Below are 22,219 nucleotides of genomic sequence, written 5' to 3'. Positions count from 1 at the left end.
GTTACATCTTCTCCGGCGCGGACACACCCAGCAGGCCAAGGCCGTTGGCCAGGACCTGGGTGGTGGCGTCGTTCAGCCATAGTCGGGTGCGGTGGATGGCCTCGACCGGCTCGTCGCCGATCGGGGTGACGCGGCAGGCCGCGTACCAGGAGTGGTAGGCGCCGGCCAGCAGCTCGATGTGGCGGGCCACGCGGTGCGGTTCGCGGTGCGTCGCGGCCTGCGCGACGACGGACGGGAACTGCCCGAGGGCGGCCAGCAGGTCGTTCTCGGTCTCGTGGGTCAGCAGCGTGGCGTCGAAGTCGGTGCGGGTGACACCCTTCTCGACGGCGTTGCGGGCCGCGGCGGCCGAGCGCGCGTGGGCGTACTGGACGTAGAACACCGGGTTGTCGTTGGTGTTCTTCTTCAGCTGCTCCGGGTCGATCGTCATCGGCGAATCGGCCGGGTAGCGGCCCAGCGAGTAGCGCAGCGCGTCGGCGCCGAGCCAGTTGATCAGGTCGCGCAGCTCGATGATGTTGCCGGCGCGCTTGGACAGGCGGGCGCCGTTCACGGAGATCAGCTGGCCGATCAGCACCTCGATGTTGACCTTCGGGTCGTCGCCCGCGGCGGCGGCGATGGCCTTGAGGCGGTTGACGTAGCCGTGGTGGTCGGCGCCGAGCAGGTAGATCTTCTCGGTGAAGCCGCGGTCTTTCTTGGACAGGTAGTAGGCGGCGTCGGCGGCGAAGTAGGTGGGCTCGCCGTTGGCGCGGATCAGCACGCGGTCCTTGTCGTCGCCGAAGTCCGTGGTGCGCAGCCACACGGCACCGTCGGTGTCGTCGATGTGGCCCTGCTCGCGCAGGCGGGCCACGGCATCCTCGACGGCGCCGCCGGAGTGCAGCTCTTCCTCGGAGAAGAACACGTCGAACTCGACGCCGAAGTCGTTCAGCGTCTCCCTGATGTCGGCCATCTGCGCCACGTAGGCGGCGTGGCGGATGACCGGCAGTGCGGCCACCTCGGTGAGTTCGCGGATGTCCGGGTGCGCGGAGGTGACGGCGTGGGCCAGCTCCATGATGTATTCGCCCGGGTACCCACCGTCCGGCACCGGCAGGCCGTGCAGGCGGTTGTAGACGGACTGGGCAAAGATGTTCATCTGGTTGCCGGCGTCGTTGATGTAGTACTCGGAGGTGACGTTTGCGCCGCTGGCCTTGAGCACGCGCGCGATCGAGTCGCCGAGGGCGGCCCAGCGGGTGTGGCCGATGTGCAGCGGGCCGGTCGGGTTCGCGGAGACGAACTCCATGTTGATGTTGTGGCCGACCAGTGCCTCGTTGGTGCCGTAGGCGGCGCCGGCCTCGACAATGGTCTTGGCGAGCTCGCCCGCGGCGCCCGCCTCGAGGGTGATGTTCAGGAAGCCGGGACCTGCGATGTCGACCTTGGCGACGCCGGCGGCGTCCGCCAGGCGCTCGGCCAGGATCTGGGCGAAGTCGCGCGGGTTCATCCCGGCCTTCTTGCCCAGCTGCAGGGCGATGTTGGTGGCCCAATCGCCGTGCTCGCGACTCTTCGGTCGCTCCACACGCACAATCTCGGGTACTTCAACGGAAATCTGGCCAGCGGCGACAGCGTCGCGGAGGCAAGCGGAAATGGCTGTGGAGAGTTCTTCAGGAGTCACCCCTCAAGGATAACCCGTGGCCGCGCGCGTCTTTTGCTGTTGTGACGCCGCGATGTCGCACACATCAAGCCCGCATTTGCCCCACTCCCCCGCCGCGTCGGCCGCCGATTTGTGATTCGGCACTTCACACCTGCTAAGCTCTTTTACGTTCCCAGCTGGAAATGATTCGTTTGCCGAGAAATCGGCTACCGAAGCCCAGCACGCCCTCGTAGCTCAGGGGATAGAGCGTCCGCCTCCGGAGCGGAAGGTCGAAGGTTCGAATCCTTTCGAGGGCACCAAGGAAAACCCCTTGTTTCGCAGCAATCATACGCGAAACAAGGGGTTTTTTGTTTTACCCGAACCGCCCGGGAAGATCCCTGCACTATGCGGCCAGGTGGCGGCCTTCCTCGTCGCCCTGCTTTGCGGCAATTGTTGTCACGGATGCCGCTGCATGCTTCGCGGAGTCGTTTTCGCGGGCCAGGAAGGTGCCCAATTCGCTGATGGTGCTCATCAGTGGGGCGGGGAAGACCACGGTCGAGTTCTTGTCGACACCGAGCTCCACCAGCGTCTGGAGGTTCCTCAATTGAAGGGCCAGCGGGTGGGCCATCATGGTGTCCGATGCATCGCCGAGCGCCGCGGCCGCCAGGGACTCGCCCTGGGCGGCGATGATCTTTGCCCGCTTCTCACGTTCGGCCTCGGCCTGGCGGGCCATCGCGCGTTTCATGCTCTCCGGGAGTTGGATGTCCTTGAGCTCGACCAGGGTCACCTCGATTCCCCATTCGATCGTTGTCACGTCCAGGATTTCTCGGATCCCCGAGTTGATGACGTCCGTTTCGGCCAGCGTCTCATCAAGGGTGTGCTGGCCAACCACCTTGCGCAGGGTGGTCTGGGCGATTTGGTCGATGGCCGCGTAGACGTTTTCGATGGCAACCACCGACTTCACGGCATCGACGACACGGAAGTACGCGACCGCAGAGATATCGACGCTGACGTTGTCCCGCGTGATGATGCCCTGGGACTGGATGGGTAGCGTGATGATTCGCAGGGAGACCTTCGTCAGCCGGTCGATCACGGGGATGATGACGATGAGGCCCGGGTTCCTGGCGCCGATGACGCGGCCCAGGCGGAAGACCACGCCCTTTTCATATTGCTTGACCACGTGGACCGCCAGCTTGGCAAGAATGATCGCCAGGAAGATGATGACCGCGTAGATGACGATGGTGAGTGTCATGGCATGTCCTTATGACGGCTGAAGCTCCCAAACGTAGGACATGCGGACCGCGGGTGGCGGTCGGACGGATGGTGGCGCCGCGACGGGTTCGTATGAGGCGCATGGTCGCTAACCTCAATGTATGCCCGGATACACTTCCGGTGGAGGGTCCAAAGACCCTAGAACATGCTGCCGGTTCAAGCCGGAATCAACTCGGAAGTTAAATAGAACGACCCCCACAGCGACGGCGAATCTCAGTGGGGGTCTAACCGCAACAAACCTTGAGAAAGGTGCATTGGCTGCTTCGAACCTTACAGCCACTACCGACAATCCCCCGCATCCACGCCACGTGATGCTCGATACACCGACAAACAGGTGGGCCGATCCCGGTTAGCGGCGAATCCCGTTTTCGTATGAGTAAACGACAATCTGGACCCGGTCTCGCAGGTCGAGCTTGCGCAGAATCGCCCCGATGTGGGTTTTGACCGTCGATTCGCTCAGGAACAGTTTTGCCGAAATTTCCTGGTTCGCCAGGCCCAGCGCCACCGCCGCAAAGACCTCCTTTTCGCGCTCCGTGAGTTCGTCGAACAACGCGGGGACATCGGGCACCGGCACCGGTTCGGCCTCGAGCAGCGCGGCAAGATTCTGGGGCGCAATCACCGAATTCCCCGCATGCACCGCCCTGATCGATTCACACACAAACTCCGGGGTGCTGTCCTTCAGGAGGAACCCGCTGGCGCCGTGCCGGACCGCCGTGGCCGCATGCTGGTCCCAGTCGAAGGTGGTGAGCATGATGACCTTGGGGATCTTTTCGAATCTGCCGGTGGTGTTCGAGAAGATCTTGCGCGTAGCCTCGACACCTCCCATGGGCGACATCTGCACATCCATGAGCACCACGTCCGGCTTGTGCGCGGCGATGGCTTCCAACGCCTCGGTGCCGTCGGCGGCCTGCCCCACCACTTCCATGTCCTTTTGCGCGCCCACGATGATTGCCAGCCCGGAACGAAAAAGCTGCTGGTCGTCGACCAACACAACACTGATCAATTGGTCGTTCAACGGCCCGTCCATTCATTGTTTAGCGGAAAAGTTGCGGCGATCGTGAAGATGCTCGGGGCGTCCCCGACGCCTTCATCAGTGTCGATGCTGAGCGTTCCGGCAACGGAGGCAAGCCGCTCGCGCATGCCGCCGAGGCCGGTTCCGCTGCGCGGGTTCGGTGCGGAAACCTCAAAGTAGTTTGTCACGCTGAGCGTGTAGCTCGTGGTGCCCCAGTAATGGCGGACATAGATGGGAGTCGTTTCCGTTCCGTGGTGCAGCGCGTTCGCCAGCATCTCCTGGATGATGCGCCTGATGACCGGAAGCAGCCCGGCCGGCAACGGCACCGGTTCCCCCAGCGTTTCTTCGGTGACTTGGTATCCGGTCGCCCTGACATTGTCCAGGATCGCCGAGACATCCGAGGTCCTCGGTGGCAGGAGACCGAGCTGCGCCGTTTTCAGGGCAGGGCTGCTTACTCTCCCCCGATCGGGTGTCCCCGATTCGGCGGTTTGCGACAACACGTGGCGCACCTCGCCCAGGGAACGGCGGGCCGCGTCGGCTATGGTTCCCGTCGTTTCACGGATCTTTGCGACATCCGAATCCGGGATGAAGCGGATCGCGTCCGCCTGGGCAATGATCACCGCCAGGGAGTGCCCCACCACGTCATGCACGTCGCGTGCCAGTGCGGCGTTCTCGGCACGCAGCCGGGCAAGTTCCAGCGCATTGTCGGCCTCTTCACGCGCCTGGGCCGTGTACAGCTCTGCAGATTGCTTGCCGGCAAAGAGCCGGATCATCAAGCCGAGCAGCCAGGGCAGGGTCATCATCGTCGCCGTCGCGATAAAGACCGCGATCATCTGGTTGTTGCTGGGCCATTGGTTGTACTCCACGGCGCGGATGACGGGGCCCACCAGCCACGAATCGACACGGATCATGTACAGCGTGCCCAGGGCCGAGCCCAGGATGATAGACAACCCCGAAAGCGCAACCCACATTCGGCTGCCGAAACGTGCCGCCATGCCCACCACATATAGCGTGGCCAACTGGCTTAGAAGGATGTCGAACCTGTTGTTGACCTGCAGCAAGGTTGAAAGCCAAATCAAAGAAATCGCCAGGCCGGGCATGGCCCGGGCGCATGCCACCGCGAGCGCGGCAATTCCGATGAACACCACCGAGTCGGCGGGAACGGGCTGGGAACCACTCCAGGAACCCGGCCAGCCCAGGAAATACTCATGCCCGAAAACCACGACGGAGATGAAAACGACCGCAACTATTGCGTCTGGCTGCCATCGAATCCAGGACCGTGTTGGCCGAACGGGCAGTACCTGCTTCACGCCCAAACGCCGACGTCCAATCGAGCCGGTGCACCGTTTGGCTGGTGCGGCACCACGCGGACGGCGAAAAAATCAGGGATCTGCATACTCCAACGTTAGGCGTAATTGCGTGCCGACGTTATCGGCCTGCGGTACCGGGAGCCTCAGTCCTAGGTACCATCCGGTGGTTTTGATGTAGATACCGTGGCCTGATGTGCCGGAAGCCGAAAACGCGAAGGATTGGAACATGATGAGATTTCCTTCGCAAATGCCACGCTCGCCCTTCTCCCGAATGCTGCGGATAGGCATTGTGGCCACCTCCCTGACGATACTCATCGCATCGCTGGTTGGTTTCGCCTACGCCTTGTGGCCGGCGAAGGAATTCGGGGCATCCGGATATGCGGATACACCGACAGCCACTGCCGTCGGGCTTGGCACCGAGGACATCGGCATGCTCGGTGCCATATATGGCAACGGGAAAATCCCCGCATCCGAGTTGGTGGAAATAGCTCCCGGCCGCAAATTGATTCCCGAGGCGGCCGAACGGTTCACCAGGATGAAAAAGGCCTTGCAGAGGGACGGCCACGAGCTTCAGGTCAATTCCGCGTACCGCACCTTGTCCGAGCAGGAAGGTCTCATCAAGCGCCACGGCCTGCTCTCGGACGGGGGAACCGCGGCCCCCGTCGGGGAAAGCGACCATGGGTTGGGACTGAGCGTCGATTTGAAGCTGGACGGCGATGCGTTGCGTTGGATGGAATCCCGGGCCGGATCCTTCGGTTTCAGGAACACGGTCCGGGGCGAACCGTGGCACTGGACCTACGGGGGCAGCAACTAGACCGGGGGTAGCGTGCGCTTGAGGACACCGCCGCCTTTGCGTGCCAGGGCCACCCCGGAACTGGAGGAGCCGGGCATCCGGGAGGGTCGCCGCGAATCACACGGAGATCGAGCGCCCGGCGAGCGCAGCCAATGGCTTCCGGCCCCCTTCCCCTTCCATGGCGAGCCGACCGTCCCCTCCAACCGCCGAACCACCCGTACGTGCACGAGGCACGAGGGATTACCCCAGCATTGCGGAGCACACCCGCGATCATGCCGGAAGGCCGCAAAGCCCATGCCGGGTCCGTGAAACCCCGTTCTCCTGACTTGGGGGAATCCGTCGCAAACAACCCCCTGCCAATGTCCACCTTGCACCGCTAATCTGGTCTTGGGACTGGCCACGCAAACAAGTGGGAGGGGAAGCTCATGAGCGTCAGCGATCAACAGCAAGTTGTCCCGGTGATCAGGCGAACGCTTTCCGGTCCGGTCGAGGGAATCCTGGCTGGCGGGATCGAGCGTTTCCTGGGCATCCCCTATGCCGCAGCGCCGGTCGGGGAGCTTCGCTTTGCGCTGCCGGCCCTGCCGCAGCGTTGGACCGAGCCCCGTCCCGCGATCAGCCACGGGCCCACGGCACCGCAGGTTGCCTATGAGGGCCCCCTGGGGCGACTCCTGCCCACGGTTCTCATTCCGGGGGACGAGTACCTGAACGTGAACATCTTTGCCCCGGCTCGCCGCAGCGACACCTTGCGCCCGGTCATGGTCTGGTTCCACGGCGGATCCCTGAGCCACGGTTCCAATGCGCTCCCCGGGTACGACGGGAGCGCCTTTGCGCGCGATGCGATCGTTTTCGTTTCGGTGAACTACCGTCTCGGCGCCGAAGGGTTTTCGGTGCTTGAGGATGCACCGTTGAACCTTGGGCTTGCCGACCAGATCGCGGCCCTTGAATGGGTGAAGGCCAACATCTCCGCATTTGGCGGGGATCCGGCTCAGGTCACTGCGTGCGGGCAATCCGCCGGCGGCAATACCCTCGCAGCGTTGCTGGCCCATCCCCGGGCCAATAGCCTGATGGCCCGGGCGATCATCCAAAGTGCCCCGCTGAGCGCGCAGCCCGTGGCGAAGGCCCGGCGGATTTCCCAGCGCATTGCCCAGGACCTTGGAATCCAGGACGTCCGTGAGGATTTCATGGCGAAGTCCCCGACCGAACTGGTTGCTTCGCAGGCCAGAGTGCTTTCCGGGGCCACCGCACTGTCCGGCGGGCCGCAATTCGCCTTGTCCATCGAGCCGGAGTTGGTTCCCGTTGATCCGATGTCCGCGCTGATTGAGGGTGAGGGCAGCAACGTCCCGCTTCTGATCGGAACCACCACCGAGGAAGCCCGGCTGTGGCTGGTCCCCACGGGATTGGGCGCCAAGATCAACGGAATCTACCTGGCTCTGGCCCGGCGGAAGGCCGGCATTCCGCGTTCCGCGTTGAAAGTGTTCCGGCGGAACCGCCCCGGTGCGACCCCCGGCGAGATCCTCGGTGCGCTGCTGACGGACAAACTGCTTCGGGTGCCGATGAGCAAGGTTGCCGATGCCCGCTACCACGCCAGGGCACAAACCCACGTTTACGAATTCGCGTGGAAGAGCCCGGTCGAGGAGCTTGGCGCGGCCCATGGCGTGGAGCTGCCATTTGTCTTCGACAACATCGCGTTGCCCGATTCCATTGGCTTGGTCGGCAACTCCGCACCCCATTCCCTGGCCAGCGCCGTGCACGAGGCATGGGTCTGCTTTGCAACCATGGGCGATCCCGGATGGCCTTCCTGGGACTTCAGCCGACCCGTGAAGACCTTTGACGGCAAGAAGAACCCGGTGATCTTCTCCCCGCGTGACGACGAATGCGAGGCCCTCGGCTAGCCGTGTTTTCCGGGGTTGTCCCCAAAAACCCTTCCCCATCGGCTAGCGTGAACCCTAGGATCATGGTTCTCAGTAGGGGAAAGAAGCACGAATGTTCAACAACGCCCTGTGGTGGGCCATTACGCTTGTCGTCATTGACATCACGATTCGCGTGTTGGCAATCATTTTCGTGCCGCGCAACCGCCGTCCGACCTCCGGCATGGCTTGGCTGTTGGCCATCTTCCTGATCCCCTACGTCGGGGTGATCTTCTTCCTCTTGATCGGAAGTCCCAAGCTCCCCCGCAAGCGCCGCGAGATCCAGGACGAAATCAACGCCTTCATGCGTGCCGTATCCATCGAGGAACGCCGCAACCAGGACCTCTCGGGAAACCCGGCTTGGTTCAACTCCCTGGCCGAAATGAACTCGAAGTACGGCGGACTCCCCCTGACGCACGGAAGCAGCGGACGCCTGCTGGAAGACTACGAGGACACCATCGCGGTCATGGCCGAGGCCGTGGACGGGGCCACCGACTACGTCCATGTCCAGTTCTACATCTTCAGCCTCGACGCAACCACGGCGCCGTTCTTCGATGCGCTCGAACGCGCCGTGGCACGCGGCGTGCGGGTCAACGTCCTCTTCGACCACTGGGCCTGCCGCGGCAAGCCGTTCTACAAGGAGACCAAGGACCGTCTGGACAGCATGGGCGCCCAGTGGGCCCTCATGCTTCCGCTGCTCCCCCTGGAGGGCAAGTTCCAGCGCCCGGACCTGCGCAACCACCGCAAGATCCTCGTCGTCGACGGCACCGTTGGCTACATGGGATCGCTGAACATGATCTCGCGCGACTACAACGTGAAGAAGAACATCCAGCGCGGCCTCAAGTGGCAGGAACTGGTCCTCGAACTCCGAGGGCCCGGCGTCGCCGCACTGGACGCGGTGTTCATCTCCGACTGGTACTCGGAAACCGGGGAGGTGCTCACCGAAAGCGTGCGCCGCGCAGAACTCGTCGCCGCGGGCGACTCGCTGAGCCGGCTCGGCGGGTCGCTCATCGACCACCGGGAGGACCAGGGCAGCATGCTCACCCAGGTGGTCCCCTCGGGCCCCGGGTTCGAGCGCGAGAACAACCTCCGCCTGTTCCTGGGCATGATCCATTCCGCGCAGCAGCGCGTGGTCATCACTTCCCCGTACTTCGTGCCCGACGAGGCGCTGATGTATGCGATCACCTCCGCGGTGGCCCGCGGCGTGCCGGTCGACCTGTTTGTCTCCGAGATCGGCGACCAGGCGCTGGTCTACCACGCACAGCGCTCGTACTACGAGGAGCTGTTGCGCGGCGGGGTGCGCATCTACCTGTACCCGGCGCCGTACATCCTGCATTCCAAGCACTTCACGATCGACGACGACGTGGCCCTGATCGGGTCAAGCAACATGGACATGCGCTCGTTCGGCCTGAACATGGAAGTCTCGATGCTGGTCCGAGACGTCGACTTCGTGCACCAGATGCGCGAGGTCGAAGACCACTACCGGGACATCAGCCGGCTGCTGACCCTCGAGGAATGGCTCAAGCAGCCGCTGCGTTCCACGGTGCTGGACAACATCGCCCGGCTCACGTCGGCGCTGCAGTAGCCCCTCCTCCCCGAAACGGCGAAGGACGGGGCGCGGCCGCGGTCCTCCCCCGGGCCTGAATGCTTGCGCAGCATCGTGTCGCCGCGCAATCGACTCGCCGGGTGGCAGCACCGTCCCGGATCCTCCGGGACGCACGGACGACGAAGGAGCCGCACCTTGTGGGTGCGGCTCCTTCGTCGTTGATGTCCTGCGTTCTTATGCCTTGCGGATCGGCCCGGAACTACTGAAGCAGCGTCCGGTCGTCGAGCTGTGCGCCCTTGATCTTCTCGAACTCGTGCAGCAGGTCGGGAACCGTCATCTTGGCCTTCTGCTCCGAGTCCAGGTCGAGGATGATCTGGCCGTCGTGCATCATGATCAAGCGGGTGCCCAGGCGCAACGCCTGTTCCATGTTGTGCGTGACCATCAGCGTGGTGAGCTTGTGGCGCTCGACGATTTCCTCGGTCAGGCGGGCCACCAGGGCTGCACGCTGCGGGTCAAGCGCCGCGGTGTGCTCGTCGAGCAGCAGGATCTTCGGTCCGGAGAAGGTGGCCATGAGCAGGCTCAATGCCTGGCGCTGGCCGCCGGAGAGCAAGCCCACCTTGGACTTGAGCCGCTTTTCCAACCCGAGCTCGAGGGACTTCAGTTCCTCGATGAACAGCTCGCGCTTGCCCTTGTTCACGCCCATGTTCAGGCCGCGGAACTTGCCGCGGCCCAGGGCCAGCGACATGTTCTCCTCGATCGACATGTTCGGGGCGGTGCCGGCCATCGGGTCCTGGAAGACCCGTCCGATGTACTTGGCGCGCGCGTAGTCGGGAAGCCTGGTGACGTCCTTGCCGGCGATGCTCACGCTTCCGGTGTCCGGGCGCAGCTTGCCGCCGACCATGTTCAGGATCGTCGACTTGCCGGCACCGTTGGAACCGATGACCGTGACGAATTCGGCGTCGTTGAGCGTGAGGTTCACATCGCGCAGGGCCTTGCGCTCATTGACGGTGCCGGGGAAGAACGTCTTGTTGATGTTCTGGATCTCAAGCATTGGTCTTCACCGCGTCTTCCTTTGGAGCAACTGCTTTTCCGTTGATGCGGATGCGGTTGGCGAACTTCGAAAAGCCCTTCCATTGTGGCAGGATCAGCGCGACGACGACCAGTATGGCGGAGATCAGTTTCATGTCGTTGACCTCCAGGCCGGCGTTCAGTGCCAGCTGGATGACCAGGCGGTAGATGACCGAGCCGAAGACCACGGCGATGCAGGCAATCCAGATGGCCTTCTGGCCGAAGATCGCCTGGCCGACGATGACCGAGGCCAGGCCGATCAGGATGACGCCGATGCCCATGCCGATGTCGGCGAAGCCCTGGTACTGGGCGATGAGCGCGCCGGCGAGGCCGACGAAGCCGTTGGAGATGGCCAGGCCCAGGATCTTCTGGTTGTCGGTGCTGACGCCGAAGGAACGGATCATTTCCTCGTTGTCGCCGGTGGCGCGCATGGCCAGTCCGACGTCGGTGCGCAGGAACCAGACGATCAATCCGACGACGACCATGCAGCCGAGGAACATGAGGCCGATCGAGGTCGGGGTTCCGAGCAGCTTGTTTTCGCGCAGGAACGACATGACGGTTGTTTCGCCCAGCAGCGGGGTGTTGGCCTTGCCCATGATGCGCAGGTTGATCGAGTAGAGGGCAATCATCGTCAAGATACCTGCAAGCAGGCCATCGATCTTGCCCTTGGTGTGGAGCAGACCCGTGACAACGCCGGCGAGTGAGCCGACGAAGAAGGCGAGGATCGTGGCAATGTACGGGTTGACGCCATTGACGATCGAGATGGAGGCGACAGCCGCGCCCGAGGTGAAGCTTCCGTCGACCGTCAGGTCCGGGAAGTCGAGAATGCGGAAGGTCAAGTAGACCCCGAGTGCCATGATCGCGTAGATCAGGCCTAGTTCAACCGCGGTGATCATGGGTGGATCCTTGCGTTTCGAGTGTTGGGTTAATGTCGGTGGCCGGTCGGTGTTGACCGACCGGCCACCTGAAGACCGAAAATCCGGTCGGGATTACTTGGTGTAGGTCTCGACTGCCTCGGAGAGCAGGTCGGCCGGGAAGGTCAGGCCGATCTTTTCCGCGGCGGCGGTGTTGACGTACAGCTCGACCTTGGTGATGGTCTCAACCGGCATGGTTTCCGGCTTTGCCTCGCCCTTGAGCAGCTTCACGGCCATGGCAGCGGTCTGCTCGCCGAGCTTCTCGTAGTTCAGGCCGTAGGTGGCGGTTGCGCCGCGCTTGACGGACTCGCCGTCTGCGGAGATGACCGGGATCTTCTTGTCCTGGGAGACCTGCAGCAGGCCCTCGAGTGCCGAAACAACGGCGTTGTCGGTCGGAACGTAGAAAGCGTCGACGTTCAGGCCGGCAGCTGCCTGCTGGACCTCGGAGGAAGCCGAGATGGCCTTCGCTTCGATGGTCAGGCCGAGCTCTGCGCCGGCTTCCTTGGCCCACTCGACCTGTACCTGCGAGTTGACTTCACCCGAGGAGTAGACGATGCCGACGGTCTTGGCTTCCGGCTTGATCTTCTTGAGCAGTTCGAGCTGCTCCTTGACCGGGTTCTTGTCCGAGGTGCCGGTGACGTTGCCGCCCGGGGCTTCCAGGCTCTTGACGAGCTTGGCTGCCAGCGGGTCGGTCACTGCCGAGAAGAGCACCGGAATGGTGGTGATGGCCTGGGCCGCGGCCTGGGCGGTCGGCGTGGCGACGGCAAGCACGAGGTCCATGTCCTTGTCGGCGGCGAACTTGCCGATCATGGCGGTGTTGTTGGCCTGGTCGGCCTGGGCGTTGGCGAAGTCGTACTTCACCTTGTCGTCGCCGGTGTAGCCGGCGTCCGCCATTCCCTTCTTGAATCCCGTGACAACGGCGTCGAGGGACGGGTGGGAAACGTACTGGCCGATGCCGATGACAACCGGTCCTTCGGCGGCCGGGGCCGAACCGGAGGCGCCCGGCGCCGGGGTGGAACCGCCACAGGCGGAGAGCACCAAGGCGGTGGCGGCGAGGCCGGCAGCGATCTGGGCGGACTTGAAGAGTTTCATGTTTTTCCTTTCACGACATGCGAGTCATGCCCGGTCTTCGACAGTTGCCGCGTCGGGGCCCGTTCAGGATTCGTACGTCCCTGCCTACGGCCGGAAGTTCTCCTCATGAATCACCTAGATACTACATGTGAATCAACTCACATTTCTTCCATCAACCATGAAATACAAGACGAATTGATCTTGAGAATCGACCTACTGATAAAAAGTACGATCGAAGGGCGGGCAAATCGGACATTTTGTATCTCACCGCTCCAACTTTCAGACGGATACTCGGGAATTTCGCCATGATTTACGCCACTCGACAAGAAAACCGCAAGCCACATGCCGTTCCGGCACGTTTTTCCGTCGGCGCGGGCGCTGCAGGTGAGCCGGAACGGGGAGGGTCCCGGGGCTGGCCTAGACTGGAGAGACCATGGCTCTGACGATTTCCTATCCCGAAGCACTGCCCGTTTCCGCACGTCGTGAAGACATCATGTCGGCGATCAAGGACCACCAAGTGGTCATCGTGGCCGGCGAGACCGGATCGGGCAAGACCACCCAGTTGCCCAAGATGCTGCTCGAGCTCGGCTTGGGCGAAAAGGGCATGATCGGCCACACCCAGCCGCGCCGCCTTGCCGCGCGCACCGTGGCCGAGCGCATCGCCGAGGAACTCGGCACGACCATCGGCGACGAGGTCGGCTTCCACGTGCGGTTCACCGGCGAGACCTCGCGCAACACCAAGGTCAAGGTGATGACCGATGGCATCCTGCTGGCCGAGATCCAGCGCGACAAGCTGCTCAAGAAGTACAACGCCATCATCATCGACGAGGCCCACGAGCGCAGCCTGAACATCGACTTCCTGCTCGGCTACCTGCGCCGCATCCTGCCCAAGCGTCCCGACCTGAAGATCGTGATCACCTCCGCGACCATCGACCCGGAGCGCTTCTCCGAGCACTTCGCCGCCCCCGGCGTCGACGGCGCGGAGCCGGTGGGGGCTCCCATCATCGAGGTTTCCGGGCGCACCTTCCCCGTGGAGCTGCGCTACCGGCCGCTGAACCCGGCCGACGGCATGGACGAGGACGAACTGGATCCGGACGCCCAGGTCGAGGACCGCGACCCGTTGGACGCCATCTGCGACGCGGTCGACGAGCTCGCCAAGGAAGCCCCGGGCGACATCCTGATCTTCTTCTCCGGCGAACGGGAAATCCGCGACGCCGCCGACGCCCTGCGCGCCCGCGTGCAAACCAACAAGCGGCTCTCCGGCACCGAGATCCTGCCGCTGTTCGCCCGGCTCTCGCTGGCCGAGCAGCACCGGGTCTTCCACCCCGGTTCCGCGCGGCGCATCGTGCTGGCCACCAACGTCGCCGAGACCTCGCTGACGGTGCCGGGCATCAAGTACGTAATCGACACCGGCACCGCCCGCATCTCGCGCTACTCGCACCGCACCAAGGTCCAGCGCCTGCCCATCGAACGCGTGTCCCAGGCCAGCGCCAACCAGCGCTCGGGCCGCTGCGGCCGCGTCTCCGACGGCATCGCCATCCGCCTGTACTCCGAGGAGGACTTCGAGTCGCGCCCCGAGTTCACCGACCCGGAAATCCTGCGCACCAACCTCGCCGCCGTCATCTTGCAGATGAGCTCCATGGGCGTGGTGCGCACCGCCCGCGACGTCGCCGACTTCCCCTTTGTCCAGCCGCCGGATTCCAAGTCGATCGCCGACGGCGTCTCCCTGCTGCGCGAGCTCGGCGCCCTGAACACCGGCACCGACGCCACGGTCACCGAGGTGGGCAAGCACCTGGCCCAGCTGCCGGTCGACGTCCGGCTGGGCCGCATGATCGTCGAGTCCGGCCAGCGCGGCTGCGCCAAGGAGGTCATGGTGCTGGCCGCGGCGCTGAGCATCCAGGACCCGCGCGAGCGCCCCAGCGAGGAAACCGGCAAGCGCGAACGCGCCCAGGAACTGCACAAGCGCTTCGTGGACGACAAGTCCGACTTCTCCTCCCTGCTGAACCTCTGGCGCTACCTGCAGGAACAGCAGAAGGAGCTCTCCTCCTCCGCCTTCCGGCGCCTGTGCAAGAACGAGTACATCAACTACCTGCGCGTGCGCGAATGGCAGGACCTGTTTGCCCAGCTGCGCCAGCTGGCCAAGCCGCTGGGCATCACGCTCTCCCCCGAGCCCGTCGACCCCGCCGGCCACGAGGACGCCATCCACATTTCCCTGCTCTCCGGCCTGCTGAGCCACGTGGGCTCCTGGGACGAGCGCAAGCGCGAATACGTCGGCGCCCGCGGCACCCGTTTCTCCGTCTTCCCCGGCTCGGCCTTGTTCAAGAAGTCGACCGAATGGGTCATGGCGGCCGAGCTGGTGGAAACCTCCAGGCTCTGGGCCCGCACCGCCGCCCGCCTGGACCCCAAGTGGGTCGAGGAGGTCGCCGGGGACCTGCTCAAGCGCAGCTACTCGGAACCGCACTGGTCGCGGAACTCCGGCGCCGTCATGGGGTACGAAAAGGTCACGCTCTTCGGCCTGCCCATCGTCCCGCGCCGCCGCATCCAGTACTCGCGGGTCGACCCCGAACTCTGCCGCGAGCTGTTCATCCGCCACGCTCTGGTGGAGGGCGACTGGAAGACCCACCACAAGTTCTTCGCCCGCAACCGCCGCGTGCTTGAGGACATCGAGGAACTCGAGACCCGCATGCGCCGCCGCGACCTGCGCGTGAGCGACGAGGACCTCTTCGAGTTCTACGACAAGCGGCTGGGCCCCAACGTGGTCTCCGAACGGCACTTCGACCGCTGGTGGAAGACCGCCCGCCACGAGAACCCGACGCTGCTGGACTTCGACCCCGAGGCACTGCTGCTCGCCGACGCCAACGAACTCGACGAGACCGCGTTCCCCCGCACCTGGCGCCACGGCACCCTGGACCTGGACCTGGTCTACGAGTACAATCCGGCGGCCAAGGCCGGGGAATCCGACGGCGTCTCCGTGCGCGTGCCGGTGCTCTTCCTGAACCAGCTCGATCCCGTGCGTTTCCGCTGGCTCATCCCCGGCCTGCGCGTGGAACTGGTGACCGCGCTGATCAAGTCGCTGCCCAAGGCGATCCGCAAGAACTTCGTGCCGGCTCCCGACGTGGCACGCCTTGCCGTCGCCGCGCTGGAAAAGGACTTCAACCCGGAGACCGACGACCTTGCCGCGTCGCTGGAACTGGTGCTGCGCAGGCTCAAGGGCGTGGTGATCCCGCCGGGCTCCTGGAACTGGGATGCCCTGCCGGAGCACCTGAAGTTCTCCTTCCAGGTCATCGATTCCGATGCGAAGATCCTCGACGAGTCCAAGGACCTGGCGACGCTGCAGCAGACCCTTGCCGCGGCCAACCGCTCGGCCCTCGCCCGCTCGCTCGGCGTGAAGCCGGGCGCCTCGATGCCCTCGGGCAAGCAGGCCGGCGCCGGGGACGGCAAGGCACCCGCGGGACGAAACGCGAAGAGCTCCCCCGCGGCCAAGTCGCAGTCCGGCAAGTCCGGCGCCGTGGCCACCACGGTGTGGGAACGCAAGGGGCTCACCGACTGGGACAACCAGCTGGGCCTCAACGGCACCATCACGCCCAAGGTCGTCTCGGAGGTCGCGGGCCAACAGGTCACCGCCTACCCGGCCCTGCTCGATGACAAGACCAGCATCCGGCTCACGGTGTTCCGCAACGAGGCCGAGCAGCTGGCGGCCCACCGCACCGGCGTGATCCGCCTGCTGCTGCTCAAGGTGCCCTCCCCGTCCAGGTACGTGCTCGACCACCTGAACAACAGGGAAAAGCTGGTGTTCACGCAGAACCCGCACGGCAGCGTCGATTCGCTGATCCAGGATTGCACCATGGCCGCGGTGGACAGGCTGGTGCCGGAGGCGCTGCCCTTCAACAAGGCCGACTTCGATGCGCTCTATGAGAGGGTGCGCGCCGAATTGATCGACACGGTCTTCGCCGTGACGGCCATCGTCGAAAAGGTGCTTTCGGGCACCCGGCGCATCAACCAGGAGATCAAGTCGGCCTCCTCGCTGGCGCTGATCAACGCGCTCAATGACGTGAAGACCCAGCTCTCCCAGCTGGTCTACCCCGGCTTCGTGGCGGCCACCGGCTACGCCCAGCTGGCCCAGCTGCCGCGCTACATCACCGCGATCGAAAAGCGTCTGGAAAAGTTGAAGGCCGGCAACGTCACCCGCGACAACGCCGCGACCCTGAGCATCCAGGCACTTGAAGACGAATACGACGCGGCGCTGGAGATGCTGGTTCCCGGCATGCGCACTCCCCCGCTGCTCGCCTCGGTGAAGTGGATGCTGGAGGAATTCCGCGTTTCGCTGTTCGCCCAGGAGCTGGGCACCGCGTATTCGGTATCCGAAAAGCGGATCCGCACCGCCATCAAGGAAGGCTTGGCCGCGGCGCGATAGCGTCCCTTGCCGTGGCCGTCAGGCACGGCAAAGAGCAGCAAAAAGGCAGCCTTCGAACGGATCATCGAAATCCGCCCGGAGGCTACCTTTTTATGAGCCTGTTGCGGCTCGAAACCTCTTGCTGTTGCCGCTGTTAGCTGGCCGGAACCGAATCCCCGTGGCCGTCCTCGCGCAGGGCTGCGCGCAGCTTCTCGGCGTTCAGGTCCATCGTGGCCGGGTTCGGGTTCGCATCTGCGCGGGCCAGGTCGAAGTCCGCCAGCGAGTTCGTCGGCCACACGTGCAGGTGCAGGTGCGGAACCTCGAAGCCCGCGATCATCAGCCCTGCGCGCTCGGCACCGAAGGCGCGCACCTGGGCGCGGCCGATCTTGCCAGCGACGTCGGTGAGGTGGTTCATCAGCTCGGCGGGAGCCTCTGTCCATCTGTCGATTTCCTCCCGCGGAACCACCAGGGTGTGGCCGTGAGTGATCGGCCCGATGGTCAGGAACGCAACGGCACGTTCGTCCTTCCAGACGAAGCGGCCCGGGATTTCCCCGTTGATGATCTTGGTGAACAGTGTGCTCATGCACCCTCCTTGGCTGTCTCGCCGAGTGTGGCGATATCTAGGACAAATCTGTATTTCACGTCGGAGGCGACCATGCGGTCCCAGGCCTCGTTGATGTGGTTTGCGTCGGTGAGTTCGATGTCGGCGGAAATGCCGTGCTCGGCACAGAAGTCCAGCATTTCCTGCGCTTCGGCGATAGACCCGATGGGCGATCCGGTGTAGCTCAGGCGCTTGAAGAGCAGCGGCCGGATGTCGAAGGCCGGCATGGGCTCGGCCGGGAGCGAAAGCTGCACCAGCGCCCCGTCGCGCTTGAGCGTCCCCAGGTACACGCCGATGTCGTGCGGCGCGGCGACCGTGTCGATGACCAGGTTCAGCGAGTCGTCGGCCGCCTTCATCTGGTCCGCGTCGGAGGTGTTGGCAACGGTTTCAGCACCCAGCGCCAGCGCGGATTCGCGCTTATCCTCGCTGCGCGTGAACACCGTGACGCTCGCGCCCATGGCCACGGCCAGTTTCACCGCCATGTGCCCGAGCCCGCCCAGACCCAGCACGCCGACCTTGCTGCCGGGCCCGACCTTGTGGTGGCGCAGCGGCGAGTAGCTGGTGATGCCGGCGCAGAGCAGCGGAGCCGCGGAGGCCGGGTCCAGCGCATCGGGGATTCGCAGCACGAAATCGCGGTCCACCACGATGCTCTGCGAGTAACCACCCTGCGTGTATTCGCCGGTCTTCGGGTCGGTGGACCCGTAGGTGCCCACGCCGCGTCGGCAGAACTGTTCGAGTCCCGCAAGGCAGGCTTCGCAGTCCCCGCAGGAATCCACCAGGCAACCCACGCCCACGCGTGACCCGACCACCAGGTCCTGCACCTGCCCGCCGACCTCGCGGACGATGCCGACCATCTCGTGTCCCGTGACAAGCGGCAGCTTCTTGGTGCCCCACTCGCCGCGTCCGGCGTGGACATCGCTGTGGCACAGGCCGCAGTACTCCAGATCGATGACCACGTCGCGGGCACCGGGTTGCCGTCGCTCGATCTCCAACTCGGTGAGCGGTCCGTGTTCCTCAACGATGCCAAGCGCCCGCACCTTCGTCGGGCCGGTTGCCGCGGAACTCTTCGCTGGCTTGGCCTGCTTGGCGAGCGCCTCGGCGCGGTCCTTGATGCGTTGAGCTGCATTATGTGGCGGGGGTACCGGGCGACCAATCATGCTCACGAACCTACTCCTTAGCGGTCACGGGTGCCAGCGCGCGACGCCGACCGAAACGAATCACGAGCCACTATCCCCGGGCCGTCCACATGGCGGTCATCGACAACGCCATCCAAAGAACGAAGAGCGCGCATGGAACCAGGGGCAGCAGGTACCACTTGTTGGCCCGCACCCGCTTGGCCGAAAGCACCGCGATACCCAACGGCAGCAAGAGCAGAAACGTGTTGTCGCTGACGGAAACGAGCCAGATTGAAACACCGAGAATCCCGAGGGCCACTGCGGGCCAGAGTGCCGGAGCCTTGTCCGATGACCGCACCGAACCGGTTTGCATGGCCATGTGATTGCTCCTCGTGCGACTGCCGGATCCTGCCCCTGGGACGAGCCTATCCCCACCGACCGTCCTCGGACAAAAGCCGGCCATGCCGGCACCAAAACAACACTTGACGTATGGGTTGTTCATTTCCGGCGGTCGAGGGGCGGCGATCAAGAAGGTCGGGATCTGGAACCAGGATTCGTTGGCCGGCGAACGCCTCCTACGGGGTCTCGCCGGTTGCCGGGGTGCGCGTCGGGTCCGCCGAGTACTGCGACCAGGAGCCCGGGAAAAGCGCGGCCCGGACGCCGATGGTTTCCAGGGCCAGGATCTGGTGCGCCGCCGTGACGCCGGAGCCGCAGTAGGCCGCCACGGGTCTCTTCTCGCCGTCCGAAGCCTGCACGCCCAACGCGGCAAAGCGTTCGGCCAGCTCCGACGGGTCCAGGAACCTGCCGTCCGCGCCCAGGTTTTCGGTGGTCGGGTTGCTCAATGCACCGGGAATGTGGCCCGCGCGGGGGTCGATGGGCTCGGTGGCACCGGTGTAGCGTTCGAAGGCGCGCGCGTCGAGCAATGCGCCGGGAAAATTCTCGGCCTCATCGATGTCGATGGTCGGCAGGCGGTCCCAGCCCAGCTCCACCGTTCCGGCAGCCGCCGTGTGTTCGCCCCGTTCGAGCGGATATCCGGCACCGGTCCAGGCGTCCAGCCCGCCGTTGAGGACCCGCACGTTCTCGAACCCGGCATGGCGCAGCAGCCACCACGCGCGGGCCGCCGCAAGCGCACGCGTGGCGTCGTAGACGACGACCCGCGAGCCGGGATTGATGCCCCAGCGTTGCGCGGCGGCATGGAACGCCTCGGCCGTCGGCAACGGGTGGCGTCCGGCCTCCGGCGTCGGTGCCGCCGCGAGCTCGTGATGCAGGTCCACGAACACCGCCCCGGGCAGGTGCCCGTCCAGGTAGTGCGCGTGCCCGTTCGGGTCGCCCAAGGCCCACCGCACATCAAGCAGCACCACGTCGCCCGGTGCAGCGAGCAGCGCGTGCAATTCCTGTGCCTCGATCAGCGGGTGCAGTGCCATGGACGATCTCCTGAACGTGTGAAAATTCCTGCGGACACCACGACTCTACCGGTGCCGCGACGTCCATTCGCGCCATCCGGCCGGGGATTTTGGGTAGGGTGGAAGCGTGGACAAAACACCCCTGATTTCGCTGCCCGAGCCCTCCTCCTCCCGCGCATGGGTCGATGCGGCGGTGCGCACCATCGACGCCGAATCCGTGCGTTCGGCCGACACCCACCTGCACAAGCTCGAGCTGCCCCGCGCATGGGGCATCGACCTGTACCTCAAGGACGAGTCGACGCACCGCACCGGAAGCCTCAAGCACCGGCTGGCCCGCTCGCTCTTCCTCTATGGCCTGGTCAACGGCTGGATCACCGAGGGAACCACGATCGTCGAGGCCTCCAGCGGCTCGACCGCCGTCTCCGAGGCGTACTACGCCAAGCTGCTCGGGCTGCCGTTCATCGCCGTCATGGCCGCCGGCACCAGCCGCGAGAAGATCGCGCTGATCGAGGCCACCGGGGGCACCTGCCACCTGGTCGAGAACCCGTCAGAGGTCTACCAGGTGGCCGAGCAGCTGGCCGCCGAGACCAACGGCCACTACATGGACCAGTTCACCTACGCCGAGCGGGCGACCGACTGGCGCGGCAACAACAACATCGCCGAATCGATCTTCGAGCAGCTCGCCATGGAGGAACACCCGATCCCGTCGTGGATCGTGGTGGGCGCCGGAACCGGCGGCACCTCGGCAACCATCGGCCGCTACGCGCGCTACCACCGCCACCCCACCCGGCTGGCCGTCGCCGACCCGGAAGGCTCCGCCTTCTCCCCCGCCTGGCACGCCTGGGACGCGGGCACCGACCCGGCGCTGGCCACGGGCCGCGCCAGCCGCATCGAGGGCATCGGCCGGGCGCGGCCCGAGCCGAGCTTCGTGCCCTCGGTCATCGACTTCATCGCCACGGTGCCCGATGCCGCCTCCGTGGCGGCCATGCGCCACCTGCAGGATTTCGCACACCTGTCCGCGGGCCCGTCCACGGGAACCAACCTGTGGCTGGCCTGGCAGATCATCTCGAACATGCGCGCCAAGGGCGAGCGCGGCTCGGTCGTCACGCTGCTCTGCGACAACGGGGACCGCTACGCCGCGTCCTACTACAACGAATCCTGGCTGGCGGGCGCGGGGCTTGATCCGGCACCGTACGCCGGACGAATCGAACGCCTGCTGGAAACCGGCCTCTGGGATTAAGAGGCGGCAGAGCCAAGCCCTGCCGCGCACGGCTTTTCAGGCCCTGGGCCTGAGAAGCCGGCAACACCCAAGGTACCCGTGGCGCGCAGCATGCCACAGGCAGCTGCAACGACTTGTTCGCGACGCCGGTCACCGACCCCTTGTCGGTGCCCACGAAGTTCTCAAGAGCCCAGAAACAACGTGCCGAACCACAGGTCGTTCGCGCGCCCGCCGGCCACTGCCGGCGGAATGATGTTTTCGCAGATAAGACTGGATCGACGTTCCCCTGGCCACGCGTTTTGCCCAGACGGCAGGCATCGCATGGGCTTTCGCCGTTCCGTGGTTGACTGTTGGCGGGTCCCGATCCAGTGAAAAACGACAAGCATAAGGACAGAAGACTCGTGGCATATGGGGAGCTCGATGCCTCATCCGGTACACCCCTGTAACTTCGGAACAAGCTGCGACTTTCGGTGCGATCGGGGGTGGACCGTTGCTCGTCATCGAGACGCTCTTCTTGACGACCGGCGACCGCCCCTCGGGGTGGTGCGAGACCGTGCAACAAGCCGAAAAGTTCAAATGTGGCTTCGCCACAAACCTCTAACGACCCGCTTTCCTCGACGCAGCAGTACGTCTTGGGCCAAGGCCCGGAACACGCCCAGAGCGGTCGACACTTCGGAGCCGGGTGACGTCGAACGATTCGCCATTGAACTCACGATACCCGGGCGGCGGAGCACCGAGCCGACGTTGCTTGCGCTTGGTCCTGAGTAAGACAGGGAAATCCCCTCAGCCCGCAACGACCACCGAAACCGATGTCACTCCCATCGGACAAATCAGGACCACTCCCCCGCTGCGTTTGAGCCGGCGCGGTCCCTTCCTTATGTCATTTGGCGATAACTTCCCGCCAACTCCGCTTTTCCGGTCTGCGTCAACGAGCCTCTGCATCTGCACCAGAGGCAAACCGCCCCAGGGCAGGAGAATGCCCCGCTTCTGAGCAC

The 22,219-nt window shown here is 64.7% G+C and carries 16 protein-coding genes and 1 tRNA gene; 6 read left to right on the top strand and 11 right to left on the bottom strand.

Going from position 1 to position 22,219, the window contains the following annotated elements:
* Window position 1 precedes the first annotated feature (1 nt).
* Window positions 2-1,642: an arginine--tRNA ligase gene (gene argS / locus ACFY5D_RS17075; protein WP_387532518.1), complete on the bottom strand. Its 1,641-nt coding sequence runs from the start codon at window positions 1,640-1,642 to the stop codon at window positions 2-4.
* Between the two features lie 202 nt (window positions 1,643-1,844).
* On the opposite strand from argS, the gene ACFY5D_RS17070 reads away from it, so the two are divergent.
* A tRNA-Arg gene (locus ACFY5D_RS17070) sits at window positions 1,845-1,920 on the top strand.
* Window positions 1,921-2,003: 83 nt separating this feature from the next.
* Here ACFY5D_RS17070 and ACFY5D_RS17065 read toward each other — a convergent pair.
* The 3 genes from ACFY5D_RS17065 to ACFY5D_RS17055 all read right to left on the bottom strand — a co-directional run bounded on the left by ACFY5D_RS17065 (window position 2,004) and on the right by ACFY5D_RS17055 (window position 5,107).
* Window positions 2,004-2,852 carry a slipin family protein gene (locus ACFY5D_RS17065; protein ID WP_387532515.1) on the bottom strand — a complete coding sequence of 283 codons (849 nt, stop codon included), beginning with the start codon at window positions 2,850-2,852 and terminating at the stop codon, window positions 2,004-2,006.
* Between the two features lie 369 nt (window positions 2,853-3,221).
* Window positions 3,222-3,887, bottom strand: coding sequence for a response regulator (locus ACFY5D_RS17060; protein WP_387532512.1), 666 nt, complete (start codon window positions 3,885-3,887; stop codon window positions 3,222-3,224).
* Window positions 3,884-5,107 (bottom strand): sensor histidine kinase, encoded by a 1,224-nt coding sequence (locus ACFY5D_RS17055; protein ID WP_387532509.1) that lies wholly within the window; start codon window positions 5,105-5,107, stop codon window positions 3,884-3,886. Before ACFY5D_RS17055 ends, ACFY5D_RS17060 begins: the two co-directional genes overlap by 4 nt.
* 313 nt (window positions 5,108-5,420) lie before the next feature.
* Between ACFY5D_RS17055 and ACFY5D_RS17050 the strand changes: the two genes are divergently transcribed.
* From ACFY5D_RS17050 to cls, 3 genes are all read left to right on the top strand, one after another.
* Entirely contained in the window at window positions 5,421-6,008 is a 588-nt protein-coding gene (locus ACFY5D_RS17050) for a D-alanyl-D-alanine carboxypeptidase family protein (protein WP_387532506.1), read from the top strand.
* Window positions 6,009-6,412: 404 nt separating this feature from the next.
* Entirely contained in the window at window positions 6,413-7,879 is a 1,467-nt protein-coding gene (locus tag ACFY5D_RS17045) for a carboxylesterase/lipase family protein (protein WP_387532504.1), read from the top strand.
* A 91-nt stretch (window positions 7,880-7,970) separates the two neighbouring features.
* Window positions 7,971-9,479 carry a cardiolipin synthase gene (gene cls / locus ACFY5D_RS17040; RefSeq protein WP_387532501.1) on the top strand — a complete coding sequence of 503 codons (1,509 nt, stop codon included), beginning with the start codon at window positions 7,971-7,973 and terminating at the stop codon, window positions 9,477-9,479.
* A 220-nt stretch (window positions 9,480-9,699) separates the two neighbouring features.
* Here cls and ACFY5D_RS17035 read toward each other — a convergent pair whose 3' ends face one another.
* The 3 genes from ACFY5D_RS17035 to ACFY5D_RS17025 form a co-directional block, all read right to left on the bottom strand.
* Window positions 9,700-10,491 carry an ABC transporter ATP-binding protein gene (locus tag ACFY5D_RS17035; protein ID WP_387532498.1) on the bottom strand — a complete coding sequence of 264 codons (792 nt, stop codon included), beginning with the start codon at window positions 10,489-10,491 and terminating at the stop codon, window positions 9,700-9,702.
* On the bottom strand, window positions 10,484-11,404 hold the full coding sequence (locus tag ACFY5D_RS17030; RefSeq protein WP_387532495.1) for an ABC transporter permease: 921 nt from the start codon (window positions 11,402-11,404) through the stop codon (window positions 10,484-10,486). The genes ACFY5D_RS17035 and ACFY5D_RS17030 overlap by 8 nt, the downstream gene beginning before the upstream one ends.
* Window positions 11,405-11,497: 93 nt before the next feature.
* Complete coding sequence (locus ACFY5D_RS17025; protein WP_387532493.1) at window positions 11,498-12,514, bottom strand: ABC transporter substrate-binding protein; 1,017 nt, start codon at window positions 12,512-12,514, stop codon at window positions 11,498-11,500.
* 412 nt (window positions 12,515-12,926) lie between these two features.
* Here ACFY5D_RS17025 and hrpA point away from each other — a divergent pair, with 412 nt between their 5' ends.
* Window positions 12,927-16,907: an ATP-dependent RNA helicase HrpA gene (gene hrpA / locus ACFY5D_RS17020; RefSeq protein ID WP_387532490.1), complete on the top strand. Its 3,981-nt coding sequence runs from the start codon at window positions 12,927-12,929 to the stop codon at window positions 16,905-16,907.
* A gap of 133 nt (window positions 16,908-17,040) precedes the next feature.
* On the opposite strand, the gene ACFY5D_RS17015 is transcribed toward hrpA, so the two are convergent.
* The 4 genes from ACFY5D_RS17015 to ACFY5D_RS17000 form a co-directional block, all read right to left on the bottom strand.
* Window positions 17,041-17,469, bottom strand: coding sequence for an HIT family protein (locus ACFY5D_RS17015; protein WP_387532487.1), 429 nt, complete (start codon window positions 17,467-17,469; stop codon window positions 17,041-17,043).
* Entirely contained in the window at window positions 17,466-18,644 is a 1,179-nt protein-coding gene (locus ACFY5D_RS17010) for an NAD(P)-dependent alcohol dehydrogenase (protein WP_387532901.1), read from the bottom strand. Before ACFY5D_RS17010 ends, ACFY5D_RS17015 begins: the two co-directional genes overlap by 4 nt.
* A 70-nt stretch (window positions 18,645-18,714) precedes the next feature.
* Window positions 18,715-18,981: a hypothetical protein gene (locus ACFY5D_RS17005; RefSeq protein WP_387532484.1), complete on the bottom strand. Its 267-nt coding sequence runs from the start codon at window positions 18,979-18,981 to the stop codon at window positions 18,715-18,717.
* Between the two features lie 196 nt (window positions 18,982-19,177).
* A complete protein-coding gene (locus ACFY5D_RS17000) occupies window positions 19,178-20,026 on the bottom strand; it encodes a sulfurtransferase (RefSeq protein WP_387532481.1) in 849 nt (282 codons plus the stop codon).
* Window positions 20,027-20,132: 106 nt separating this feature from the next.
* Between ACFY5D_RS17000 and ACFY5D_RS16995 the strand changes: the two genes are divergently transcribed.
* Window positions 20,133-21,245: a PLP-dependent cysteine synthase family protein gene (locus ACFY5D_RS16995; protein ID WP_387532478.1), complete on the top strand. Its 1,113-nt coding sequence runs from the start codon at window positions 20,133-20,135 to the stop codon at window positions 21,243-21,245.
* Window positions 21,246-22,219 lie beyond the last annotated feature (974 nt).

It is taken from the genome of Paeniglutamicibacter sp. NPDC012692 (genome assembly GCF_042901625.1).
Lineage (GTDB): Bacteria > Actinomycetota > Actinomycetes > Actinomycetales > Micrococcaceae > Paeniglutamicibacter.
Note: the sequence above shows the minus strand (reverse complement) of the source record. Positions and strands in the feature narration are given on the sequence as shown.